Origin of the sequence: Shewanella surugensis (assembly GCF_023284005.1) — a bacterium.
Lineage (GTDB): Bacteria > Pseudomonadota > Gammaproteobacteria > Enterobacterales > Shewanellaceae > Shewanella > Shewanella surugensis.
In genome coordinates this window covers 1-11,289 of record NZ_JAKIKS010000148.1, presented here as the reverse complement: position 1 = coordinate 11,289, position 11,289 = coordinate 1, and the positions used below count along the sequence as shown (strand labels likewise).

The 11,289-nt window shown below is 39.9% G+C and carries 15 protein-coding genes and 2 pseudogenes; 13 read left to right on the top strand and 4 right to left on the bottom strand.

The window, feature by feature from the left end; all coding sequences use genetic code 11:
• The 5 genes from L2764_RS23495 to L2764_RS23475 all read left to right on the top strand — a co-directional run.
• On the top strand, nucleotides 1-331 hold a 331-nt coding region (locus tag L2764_RS23495), incomplete at its 5' end, for an IS66 family transposase (protein ID WP_248942765.1).
• 493 nt (nucleotides 332-824) lie between these two features.
• Nucleotides 825-1,556, top strand: a complete 732-nt coding sequence (locus tag L2764_RS23490) for a glutathione S-transferase family protein (protein WP_248942764.1) — start codon at nucleotides 825-827, stop codon at nucleotides 1,554-1,556.
• A gap of 14 nt (nucleotides 1,557-1,570) precedes the next feature.
• Complete coding sequence (locus tag L2764_RS23485) at nucleotides 1,571-2,233, top strand: 2-hydroxychromene-2-carboxylate isomerase (RefSeq protein WP_248942763.1); 663 nt, start codon at nucleotides 1,571-1,573, stop codon at nucleotides 2,231-2,233.
• Nucleotides 2,234-2,382: 149 nt separating this feature from the next.
• Entirely contained in the window at nucleotides 2,383-2,685 is a 303-nt protein-coding gene (locus tag L2764_RS23480; protein WP_248942762.1) for a transposase, read from the top strand.
• Nucleotides 2,682-2,864: a hypothetical protein gene (locus L2764_RS23475; protein ID WP_248942761.1), complete on the top strand. Its 183-nt coding sequence runs from the start codon at nucleotides 2,682-2,684 to the stop codon at nucleotides 2,862-2,864. The genes L2764_RS23480 and L2764_RS23475 overlap by 4 nt, the downstream gene beginning before the upstream one ends.
• A 219-nt stretch (nucleotides 2,865-3,083) precedes the next feature.
• Here the strand turns inward: L2764_RS23475 and L2764_RS23470 are convergent.
• Together L2764_RS23470 and L2764_RS23465 are read right to left on the bottom strand one after the other, a co-directional pair.
• Nucleotides 3,084-3,197: pseudogene (locus tag L2764_RS23470) on the bottom strand (DNA mismatch repair protein MutT); the annotation flags it as partial.
• Between the two features lie 268 nt (nucleotides 3,198-3,465).
• On the bottom strand, nucleotides 3,466-3,774 hold the full coding sequence (locus L2764_RS23465) for a hypothetical protein (protein ID WP_248942759.1): 309 nt from the start codon (nucleotides 3,772-3,774) through the stop codon (nucleotides 3,466-3,468).
• 298 nt (nucleotides 3,775-4,072) lie between these two features.
• Between L2764_RS23465 and L2764_RS23460 the strand changes: the two genes are divergently transcribed.
• The gene (locus L2764_RS23460; RefSeq protein ID WP_248942758.1) at nucleotides 4,073-4,729 is read left to right on the top strand and encodes a hypothetical protein; all 657 of its coding nucleotides are present in this window, start codon (nucleotides 4,073-4,075) and stop codon (nucleotides 4,727-4,729) included.
• 218 nt (nucleotides 4,730-4,947) lie between these two features.
• Here L2764_RS23460 and L2764_RS23455 read toward each other — a convergent pair whose 3' ends face one another.
• Nucleotides 4,948-5,679 (bottom strand): IS30 family transposase, encoded by a 732-nt coding sequence (locus tag L2764_RS23455; RefSeq protein ID WP_248942757.1) that lies wholly within the window; start codon nucleotides 5,677-5,679, stop codon nucleotides 4,948-4,950.
• A gap of 365 nt (nucleotides 5,680-6,044) precedes the next feature.
• Between L2764_RS23455 and L2764_RS23450 the strand changes: the two genes are divergently transcribed.
• On the top strand, nucleotides 6,045-6,377 hold the full coding sequence (locus L2764_RS23450) for a rhodanese-like domain-containing protein (protein WP_248942756.1): 333 nt from the start codon (nucleotides 6,045-6,047) through the stop codon (nucleotides 6,375-6,377).
• A 183-nt stretch (nucleotides 6,378-6,560) separates the two neighbouring features.
• On the opposite strand, the gene L2764_RS23445 is transcribed toward L2764_RS23450, so the two are convergent.
• Nucleotides 6,561-7,574, bottom strand: coding sequence for an NAD-dependent epimerase/dehydratase family protein (locus tag L2764_RS23445; protein ID WP_248942755.1), 1,014 nt, complete (start codon nucleotides 7,572-7,574; stop codon nucleotides 6,561-6,563).
• Between the two features lie 399 nt (nucleotides 7,575-7,973).
• Here L2764_RS23445 and L2764_RS23440 point away from each other — a divergent pair.
• From L2764_RS23440 to L2764_RS23420, 6 genes and pseudogenes are all read left to right on the top strand, one after another.
• A pseudogene (locus tag L2764_RS23440) lies at nucleotides 7,974-8,249 on the top strand (transposase); the annotation flags it as partial.
• 285 nt (nucleotides 8,250-8,534) lie between these two features.
• Nucleotides 8,535-8,747 (top strand): GDCCVxC domain-containing (seleno)protein, encoded by a 213-nt coding sequence (locus L2764_RS23435; protein WP_248942754.1) that lies wholly within the window; start codon nucleotides 8,535-8,537, stop codon nucleotides 8,745-8,747.
• Between the two features lie 264 nt (nucleotides 8,748-9,011).
• Nucleotides 9,012-9,767 carry a hypothetical protein gene (locus L2764_RS23430; RefSeq protein WP_248942753.1) on the top strand — a complete coding sequence of 252 codons (756 nt, stop codon included), beginning with the start codon at nucleotides 9,012-9,014 and terminating at the stop codon, nucleotides 9,765-9,767.
• Nucleotides 9,768-10,647: 880 nt separating this feature from the next.
• Nucleotides 10,648-10,926: a hypothetical protein gene (locus L2764_RS23425; RefSeq protein WP_248942752.1), complete on the top strand. Its 279-nt coding sequence runs from the start codon at nucleotides 10,648-10,650 to the stop codon at nucleotides 10,924-10,926.
• Nucleotides 10,927-10,961: 35 nt separating this feature from the next.
• A complete protein-coding gene (locus L2764_RS28375; RefSeq protein WP_376708479.1) occupies nucleotides 10,962-11,156 on the top strand; it encodes a M15 family metallopeptidase in 195 nt (64 codons plus the stop codon).
• Nucleotides 11,098-11,289, top strand: a 192-nt coding sequence (locus tag L2764_RS23420) for a hypothetical protein (RefSeq protein WP_248942751.1), incomplete at its 3' end; no start/stop codon positions are given. The genes L2764_RS28375 and L2764_RS23420, both read left to right, overlap by 59 nt.

Here is an 11,289-nt window from a genome sequence, read left to right as displayed (position 1 = left end):
AAAGCAAAGTGCGATTGGGAAAGCCATACATTATTGTCTTAATCAATGGTCAACGCTCAGTCGTTACATAGAGGATAGTCGACTCAATATTGACAACAATCGTGCTGAGCGTGCTGTAAAACCGTTTGTGATCGGTCGAAAAAACTGGTTATTTAACCACAACCACCGTGGTGCAGAGGCGAGTGCTATGTTGTACAGCATCATAGAAACGGCGAAAGCGAATGGTTTAATCCCCTTCGATTATATCGCACACTGTTTGGAACAATTATCCTCTCCCAGCTGCGACCTCAATAGTCTCTTACCCTGGCACGTTAAACTAAGCAAGGCGTAGTTCGCCGGACGCTCACAGTGCTTCTACTCCGTCGGGGCGTTATGGTGGATGCAAGGAGGATAAGGACGAGCAGTCCTCCTTGCCCCTGTGTGGATGGGAATCCACAATCTTAGCCTGCGGCAAGCAACAGGAATAACCAAGTCACCTATTGTTAAATTTATTGCGAGCAGAAAATGATTAAGACATGGGTATGTCAGGCTTTTTGTCTTGGCATACTGATGCTCGAGTCACTTAGCGCTTGTCTCTCGCTCAAAACGATTACTATCGTAAATCTTCGCCCTGCCTCCGATGGTTATTTTTGTATTCGCACTGGTTCTACAATCAAAAGAAAGCAAGAGAAGAAGCACAAAGCAGTATGTTGTTGTTGTTGTTGTTGTGATTTGAGTTTTTTGAATGATGGCTTTTGAGTGAAGGTTAGACATTTTTTATTAAGCATGGAATGAGTTAATGATAAACTTGGCTTATTTAGCAGAGTTCTCTGGAGTTATTTATTATGTCGATTGAATTGTGGACCGCACCAACCCCTAATGGCTGGAAAACTTCTATTATGCTTGAAGAGTTGATAGAACAAGGCGTGCAGCTACCTGATATTCAAGTCAACACGGTAAATTTACTGCAAGGAGAGCAGTTTTCTGATGTCTATGAAAAGATTAATCCGAATCAAAAAATTCCGGCTTTAAAGCACAATAATGTGTGTTTGATGGAAAGTTGTGCCATTTTGCAATATTTAGCTGAAGCCTTTCCTTCAAGTTTGATGCCTGAAGGTGATGATAGATGGGATGTGTTGCAATGGGTGTATTGGCAGGCGGCTAATTTGGGACCTGTTTTTGGTAATAAATTAAGTTATACCCGTTATTTGATAAATGAAACCAGTGAGTTGCAAAGAGAGCATCCTTTAGAGCGGTTTTCTAAAGAGGCGCAGCGTTTATTAACGGTATTTAATAAGCAACTTGAGGGTAAAAAATTTATTACTGGTGAGCTGTTTACTATTGCAGATATAGCGGTGTTTCCTTGGGTGCGTGCCTGGAAGTGGTGTAAAATTGATATTACCTATCATGAAAATGTTGTTCGCTGGTTTGAGTCTGTTTCGTTACGACCCGGTGTGCAAAGAGGTGTCGCTTATGGTGCGCCCAAGGGAGAAGAGCAGCAATGGAGTAAAAAAACTAAAAAACGCTATGCTTCTTCAGGTGCGGTGATTGCTTCTAACGAATCCACTGAAAATTAAGTTAAGGTATTAAAATGAAGGTATTAAATTTTTATTTTGATTATGTTTCAAACAATGCTTACCTTGCTTGGACTCAGTTGAGAAAAATGTCAGATGAGTATCAGGTGCAATTTAACCCTGTGCCAGTGTTGTTTGCGGGTTTATTAAATGCTCATGGTAATGTGGGGCCGGCAGAAATTCCTACTAAGCGGGCGTGGATGTTAAAAAATATTTTGCGTAAAAGTGCGGCGTTAGGAGTGCCGATGAATCCACCGATTCATCATCCTTTTAATCCTTTGCTTGCGCTGCGTGTATCCTCGCTTGATATTGAATCGGCTGAGCGATGGAATCTAATTGATGCTTTGTTTAAAGCGGTTTGGGTTGATCAGCAGCATGTGAGTGATGAAGGTGTGGTTATTGAGTTGGTGAATAAGGTGGGGCTGGATGGCCAGCAGCTGATTGCTCAGGCGCAGTTAGATATTGCAAAAAACAGGTTGAAAGAGCAAACAGAGACGGCCATAGCTAAAGGGGTGTTTGGTATTCCCAGTATTTTGTTAGATGATGAGGTGTTTTTTGGTTTTGATGACTTTTATTTTTTACAAAATGCATTAAAAGGAGAGGATCCGCTTGATCAGCAAATGTTGTCTAAGTGGAGCTTGAATAATTTAACACCTTCTTCACAGCGAAGTCGTTCATAGGAGATGGTTTTCCTGAAAAGTGATGATTGCTTTTTCGGGTGTGATCTGCTTTTAAAAACTTTCGGGCGAGGGGCACCTTCATATAGGTGTTAAAGTTCATTGTGCAAAGGGCTTGTATAAGCTCAATCACATGAGAGAGTTAACAATGGGTGACTTGGTTTTTCCTTGAATTCATGTTGACTCGTGTTGAAGAGCTAAACGGTATCATTAAAGGCCTCAGGGATAAGCATCCTAAAGGGTTATATGTCCACTCTGGAAATGATAAAAAAGTCCCGACGAAAAATTATCGAGGCTTACTTAAATACCTGACTAAATACTTAGCTTCACCACCAATAGGTGTGTCAAGAATAACCAGTGTTAGCGGTGGGGATGTTAGTTATTACTATCAGTCATATAGCAGTAAACGGCGAGGTATGAATGTGTTGATGCGGAGGTGTTTATTGGGCGCATGATGCAACATCTCCTGCCTAAAGGATTCCAGAGGATTCGTTATTATGGGCTACAAGCGACAGCGAGTTTTAAGAAATGGTATGAAATAATCGCAAATGTAGCAGGAGATTTAGTTGATGGTATGATTAGTTATATTAGTCGATTGAAATATAGTGATTTTTTAGAGAAGTGGCAGGTATGAATCCATTTGTTTGTGCGTTTTGTGGTGATGATATGGAATTAGTTCGGCTATCTCATCCTGACAGAGGGGTTTTCTATGATATATTTTCGCCTTGATCTTTTGCTGTTTGTTCTAGACCTTTCTACAAGCTTAATTGACGAGTAGAAGTAGGATTTTGTTACGCTAGGTCCAAGAAGAAGCCTGATCAGCATTGTACCTTCCATTTTACAAGCAGAAAGCTTAAAGCAGCTCGTTTACGATCCGCTTTAATAAGTAGGTCTCTCTTTCAATTGACATGCCTTTTTTGGTGCTATTAGCCATAGTCTCTTCGCTATGGGCAATCGCGTGATGAATATAAAAACAATCTATTATTTACTTGGTCTACGCCTGTCGATTAGGTTTTGATACGAGGATGAACCATTAAGGATTTATACTAATACTAGTGCCAAGGAAAGTGATAGTGGTTTAGACATCACAATATAATCAAACTTCCCAGTCTCGATGCTGCGATTAAAAGTCTACATGACAGCACAAAAGTGCAGGATTCGCGCTAATCTTGCCTTTTATTACTTTCAGACAAAAACTAAATTTTACAATGGATTATCGTCTTTATCTGTTGATCCTAACTGTTTACCATCGAGTCCACCTCAGCGTCACTGATATTATTAGAGAACTCGGCATTGCCCTCTAAAATGGCCATTGAATGCGCTAACCCATCGGGGGCCACCACTTCGACGCAATTAGGGATGTCTTTAAACTGTTCAAGCGCACACATTTCGTCATCAGCAAAATAACGCGTAATTGAATCACCTGCACTGGGCGTCGCTCCCTCTGTGCCACTATCAGAACCATCCGCATTTTTACCTATGCCTATTTGAGGATAATTCGCCGGTAATGGTGCTTCAGTGGTAAAAAAGGCCCCGTATGACAAAAAGTACAACCCGTTGAGCTTGCCATAAAGGTGATCTCGCCGCACTTTTCATCATTATCAATGGCATTAATATCACCATCGACATAATCAAAAAAGGGGTTATTAATGAAAAGCTGTACGGATTGATATGCCGCTAACGCTTTCTCTATACGAGAGAAATTAATGACACTATCTCCATAAGCGGCTGGCGGAGGGGCTTGGACGTCATACCCAGTGATATTTTTAGTAACATTTTTTTGGGGGAGTATTAACAACGTAATTGCTATAATCATACTTAGTTAATTGATGCAGGAGAAGTATGATGAGTAAAGTTATAGTTAGAGTCACTATGTTTGCTACCGCCATTCTTTTAGTCCTTGGAATAGCTCGCGCAGAAGTAGGATATGCGGAAGCAGAAGCAGCAGAAGATGCAAAATATATGGCTTGCTCTAAGGTTAATGCAACACCTAACAACCTGAATATGTATCGTTATGTAATTGGAATCTGTTTACTAAGACCTGTAATGTCTGGGGATGCCGTAAAGGATAATATTAGAAAGGGGTGTATGGCTATCACAGATGCAGTAGGTGCGACTCAGGCGAGCATACGGGAGAAGTTATGTGGTTATGCTGAAGATAATATTTATTATATATATCTTGGTAATCCTTACGCCATTGAAGCGATCGCTGTATCTGTTGCTGGAGGAGTCTACGGGACGAAACACAGAGGGGGAGCATTTTTTGCTTTTGCGCGTGATGCAGAAGCAGCAGGAACGAAGGCGACACAAACAGCGGATCATTTTGCTGAACAGTATCCAGGTAGAATAAATGTTTTCACAGTGGGAATTGACAGATATGGTGGTACGTATGATGAAGCAAAACCAGTGGATTCGGTAAGTGGCGTTAACACTGCTCAAAGGATTAATACTACCGATAATTACAACGCAAAAGCCGTCCGTGTTTATGGAAATAATTAACATCAACCAAGGAATAAAAATCTTGATGACTAGGGGCTGTTGAACTTTGTTTGAATTTTACGTTGAAGGGCCCCTTCGCCACATGAAACACAACACTTTATACCTTAAGCTGCGTTCAAATGCTGCATAAATCTGTCATATGGTGAATAATATCCGAGCTATCTCTTCATCCGACACCTGATTGAAGTCAGTTTTTACTTTTTTAGAGTGATATTTGATCAATGGCATATGGTTTTCATAAAGGCAATATAAATAAAAAAGACATTATCCAAAGCTGTGGGTATCACCATCAAAACTATTACCTCTAAGGTTACAATAATTTGATTTATGGCTTTAGTGACCTCTGTTTTTGACTTGTTTTTAACTCGCTTCGTTAACAGGCATTTAGAGATGCGTTCGACTAGTGTCACTAGATAGCCATCTTGTCCATATACCGTATCACCTTCCCAATGGCCTATTTCTATTTTTTTATCAACAATGGCAGGATGTTGGCTAATATCCACCCTATTAGGGATTGATTTTGCACCTGCATCTGATTTTTTACCGCTTTTATAAGGGTGACCTTTGCGAGGCAGTTTTGTTGCCATATTGAGTGATTTAATCAGTCTATATAGTGTGTTAGTTGAGACTGTGGCAAGCCGTTTTTCTTGTTTCATACGACCCGCTATTTGCTCAGAGCTTAAACCAATATTGAGCAAGGAGTCCATTAATTCACTCCGTTTATTCGTTACTTTTTTACTTTTGAAAGCCAATTGACGATTCATAATGGCTTGGGTATGAACCGTATCACCACTATAATGACCAAGAGGACAGCGTTGCAACTCATTCGATATGGCTTTATTTCCTCGCTTTAAGTGCTTAGCAATGTTTCTCGCACTGAGATTTTGTTTACTTAGCGTTTCGATTTGGTATCTTTCTTTTAAGGTGAATTGCTTATACGGGTTTTTCATTTGAGAACCTTGGCTGATTTTGTGAGAGATTGAAGCTTATAAGCAACTCTTCCTCTTTTCTAGGCCAAAGTGTGTCCGTTATTATGGCAATCTAAGATCTAGTTAGTGGCACAAAAGATACAATAAAGCCATTTTGGGACCTGAAGATTACAGTAAAAATAGGATCCGTTACTGAAGTTGGTAGTAGTTAGATGTATTGCCAGCCATTGTTACATTGGGCGTACACTGAAGCCCCTAATTTCAGATGGTTTTGGAACGGTAAGGATCGGATAAATAAAGAGATGAATAATAGTGGGTTTAGTCATTAACCTGTCAGTCCTAAAGTGGTCAACTTCAGCGAATACAATACCGTTAAGGTTTACATTATGCATTGGAAAATATTTGCCCAGATTTCACTGTTATTGCTAGCGGTATCTTTCAGCGCTTTGTCGAGTGCCGCCATCACTTGGATTGATGTGCGAAGTCAAGCTGAGCATGCTATTGACAGTATCGAAGGAGATATTCGCATTACACACGACAATATTGTTCAAGGTGTGCATGATATGTTGTTAGATAAAAGTACGGAAATTCATTTGTATTGCCGCAGTGGAAGGCGGGCAGGAAAAGCCATGTCTGCCCTAAAAGAAGCTGGATATACCAAGGTATCGAATAAAGGGGGTATTATCGATGTGCGTAAAGAACGAGGTCTAATCGAATAAGCAGCGCAATCCAGAGAAGAGAATTAAAAATCCAGCATTATTAGACGCTGTTAAAGGTAAAGATGTCATTGATATAGGCTGTGGTCCGGCGCGTATGCAGACGGGTTTATTCAGCAGTCTGTAAAGCAACTGACTTGTACTTATCTATTTCGAGTATTAAAGCCCATTGGTTGTATGGTTTTTTCAACCCATCACCCGTTTGCAGACTTCGAAAATAGGGTATGGGCCATTAGCAAACACTTCATCATGGTAACCTTTTGATCCCATCTCCACAGCGAGCGGGCTCCTGTAATTATGACCTCGTATTAAAGCGTTTAATACATATTTAAAGTCAAATTTTGGTTGCCAATTTAATTCTCTTCTCGCTTTATCGTTAACATAGACTCTGTCAATGACAGTGTTCATCCTCCAATTTAGATCTTGATATATATCAATATAGTTTGGAAAGTATTTTTGCACGACTGATGATGCATTTAAGCGTAGTGCAGGCATATCCTTTTTTGAGAAAGGACAATTGGCACTAATAATATATCGATCAAATTTTATTTTAGGTGCTTTTTCCATTGCTAGAATAATGGCATCGACAGCATCTTGAACATCAACTCTTCGATACAAATATTCATTAGCTTTTAAATTGTCGGATGAAAAGAGGCTTCTAGCTAACTTGCAATCATCATCTCCTTGAAAAAACCGTGATAGTTTTAAAATCAAACAAGGTAATTTATAATTGCGATGAAAAATTTGGCACAAATCTTCAGCATTTTTTTTAGTCACACCATAAATATTTTTAGGGATAGCTTGTGTTAATTCTTCTATATATGCAGCCGGAAGACCTTGCTCGGGGATAAGAGCGTCCCCAAAAGTGCTTGTGGTACTAATATAAATAAAAGATTTAACGTTCATTAATTTAGAAGCTTCTAAGAGATTCAACGTGCCTAATGTATTGCTTTCTAAAAACATTGTATATGAGTGTGTCATAATGTGCGGCTTGTGTAGTGCAGCTGCATGGATAACGGCATCGACTCCTTTCATATATCGATAAATTAACTTTGTATCGTTTATTGAACCAACAATATCTGTTGTATCTGAAGGTTTCAAATCTATAGAAACAACATTAAAACCTCGTTGCTTTAAAATAATAACTAACGAAGCACCTAAATGGCCGCTGCTTCCCGTAACTAAAATATTTTTTATCATAATGTATGAACCTTTAACATGATGTAAAGTGAAGTCCGATAGTAAATATTATGATCTTTATCATTAAAGTATTTTAATGCTTATTTGTTTTTGAAGTGTACAGCGTTATGCCTCTTGTATCTTGGGTCTCAAGACTGATATTGAGTTAAACTTATGGTTAAATATATAATGGAGTATCATACATTTTTACTATTTATTACTGGCCTAGCCATGTCCAAGAAGAAGCTTGATCAGCATCGAACTTTTCATTTAACAAACAGACCTTATTTCCCTTATCTTAAGATTGCTGTAGTCGTGTTGTGCAGCGTGCTTATTTGTGTGGTGATACGCGCTCACGGCTTAGTGATATGAGTTGCCAATGTTTTCAAAAGAGTGGAGATGCCTTAATGAATCGATTGCAATGAACGTCAGAATCAACCCAAAGGCATTGCTTTTGAACTAAAAGATTATCTTGAGCTCGTTGATGAAACAGGCCGAACTATCCGAGGTGACAAGTGGGGGCTCATCAGTGAGTCTTCAATGCTTATTTTGAATTCCTCAAGAAAACTGGCTTAAACTGACTACTGAATTGACGCATTTTATTTAAAGGACCTATTGGCAGCCTATTGTGTGCATTTAGAGCGAGAACGACGGCAAGGTGCAGGTAATTGTCATCGTTGGTTTGGGCATGCTTAATGTCGTTGAACGGCATTTAACTCTCGTCATTAATTCAATTTTGTACGGAACGTTTTTCAGTCACGTACCGTGTGTGAAGTTCAGGTAAAGTCATTAGTTTTAGCTGGTTACCGATATTCTTGATGTTAAATTGTGCTTAAAAAGTCATGAGCCAATGCGATGGCAGCAGCAATTAATAATGATGGGTGGCATCATAAATGTTTCCTCAGGCATGCTAAGATGACTATCTCTTCAAAGCGTTAATTTTTGTGGTGCACTTACGATGTTGCATGCGGGAGGAGTTAAATGAAAGAGGTTATTCTAGAGTCGATTATCATCTGTCCAGAATGTGGCGCTAAGAAAAAAGAACGGATGCCTACGGAGGTTTGTCAATATTTTTATGAATGCACATCTTGCCATAAGATTTTAAAGCCTTTAGCGGGTGATTGTTGTGTCTATTGTTCTTTTGGTAGCGTCAAGTGTCCTCCAATTCAAGAAAACGGAGCATGCTGTAGCTAATTCAAGAAAGCAGATAAGGGGTCAAGTCACTTGAGCACTCATTTATAAGTTATCTTAGGTTCTTTTTCGTTCCACTATCAATAACCAGCAAGGACTCAAACAGCCATCATTATTTGCTGAATACAATGTTTTTATATAGCCACTCATCATTTTTTGTTATTCTCTGTCGCTGAGTGTTGTTTCGAACGTTGGTGTCGATTTTTTGTTTTGACTTAATGTTTCGGTTTATTGTTTTGGCTTATTATTTAGAGAAAGTATTGAGTATTGGGAAGTGTTGTACAAGATATGATTGAGATTGAATATACGATTGGAGAGTTAAAAACGGCGATGTTTGTGGTACAGGAGCACCGTTTTTACCTTATCGCTGAAAAGTGGATAACGGCCGTAGATCTTAATGTCGGAGATAAAATAGTCGCTTGCGACGGCACCATCGCTGAAATAGCCCGTATAAACCCCATTGAAGTGGCGCCGCATTATGGTGATTTAAGAGGTAGCCACAATCATCATTATTTTGTGACGTTTTCTGGGGCGAATGAGCCTCTCCATAACGCTGTCAATGTTAGTCTCAGAGCCTCAATTGATGACAGGATGCCAACCAATCCGCTTGAACGCATTTCGTACGAATTGGCCAGTCGGCCCTCTAAGTTCGCTGATGGTCAACCCACGGGGAATCACAGTGGACCGTGGGTAGCGGCTCGATATTTGGGCCATGTGAGTCAGGACCGTGAGCTTAGCAAAGATGTGATCGGTTGGGGCTGTGCAACGGACTCGATGTGCGCTGAAGATGCCGCGCTGTATGATTTGCAGCATAAACTGGGGGATGCGATAAAATTACATCGGGGTAATGTGGAAATTTCACATGCCTATATTAGAAAGTACACCAGAAAAGGTCGTTTTGTGAACAAGATGAGTCCTTGTCTTCATTGCCGAGCAAACTATGGCAGCGCGCTAAATGACACCACTTTGGGAGAGAGTCATTTATATAAAGCAGGCCGAGGGTTTTTACCTCATAAACCTTAATTTCATCGCTAAACTGATGAAATGGTTTTTTATGTATTCAACTGTGTTTTATAGAAGGTCGTTATTTTCAAGTGAATCACTACTCACACTAGGTCTGTTACAAATTAGCCTTTAACCATGTAGTTACTGGACAGTCTCTTTTAACTTTATTGATATCAATTGTCTGCAGTAAGATGAGGATTGCTCGTCCTTATCAAGGATATCCTTATCCAAAGGCCAGTTCAGCTTCTCGCTCATAGAGACAACTTTAGTGGTCTTCACCCTACCAATCTCCATAACGTCCAAAGTACATATTCTTTCAAATGAAAGCTAATAATATTTTAAATTTTGATGGTTTTGTATTAAGTGAGTTTGTTGTTAAGCCTTATCTTATTGGTATTTATTGCCTGCTGCAGGCTTTTTGCAGGCACTTCCATAACACGCAGCTAGTACTTTCCTGTAAGCTCTGCGAAAACGTCCTTGTTTTCGAAGGTTATGGCGGTGCCTACACCGTGAATAAAAGCAAAGAATAAATCGCTACCACCTCAACATGGACGTTAAGGAGCGGCACGCTTCGCTCACGTGATGACGGATAAAATATTGTCGGCAACGTCGATGGAGAATGACAAGAGAAGATCCAAGACATCCTTAATTATTCGCCTCGTTGTGTTTGTATTCATGTTGGTAAATTCGGCTTTTATTATTGAGTTGAATGCATGGGAGTATGTGTGGTGTCGGTGAATAGGCGCAATGGTCTGTCTATTCATTTTCTGTCACTAATAATCGTTAAACAACGTCTATAGTGATGAACTTCTGTCTGATATGGTGTTATTCATTATAAAAAGGTTGTCATATGTTTCGTCTCAATCGACTGATATGTTTGTGCGCTGTGGTTAATCTAATGTTTATTCACAAAGTGATGGCAGATGATACCAGCCTCATTCACAAAGAAGTGTTCAATGAGAACTGTGCACCAAAAGATAGATTAGCAACTATTAGCATTGATTATTATGATTTTGATGGGATATCTCAGCTTGGTACGATTACCACGTTAGATACCATTGTAGGCTCACTTAAACGGGCTTTTAGGCAACTTTATCGCCAGGATTTTCCCATTTTAACGCTGATGCGTCGCTTGTACCTGAAGAGGCAAGTGACTCAGAGGATACTGCCGTTGTAAATTCGAACAATACCGCTGCATATGCATGCAGAGAAATCATCGGTGGCGGCGTATCATCGGTTCATGCATATGGCGGTGCTATCGATATCAATCCTCGTGAAAACCCTTATATTGGGTTTGAGCCGACGGATGATCCTGCCATTATGACAATTAAGGAGATCATCCCTGTCGATGGCTGGATGTATATATATTACTCGCAGTCAATATCGAGAGAAAAAAGAGGAGCATAAAGGTATTTTAAGGTGGGGAGGCGATCAGGGCGGGAGCATACTTTGTCGGATAATTAACCAAAGAAAACTTTTGCCCTGTAATCATCGTCCCAACTCGCCTTTTTTAGCTTATTTCGCTGACTTGGCGCACCGC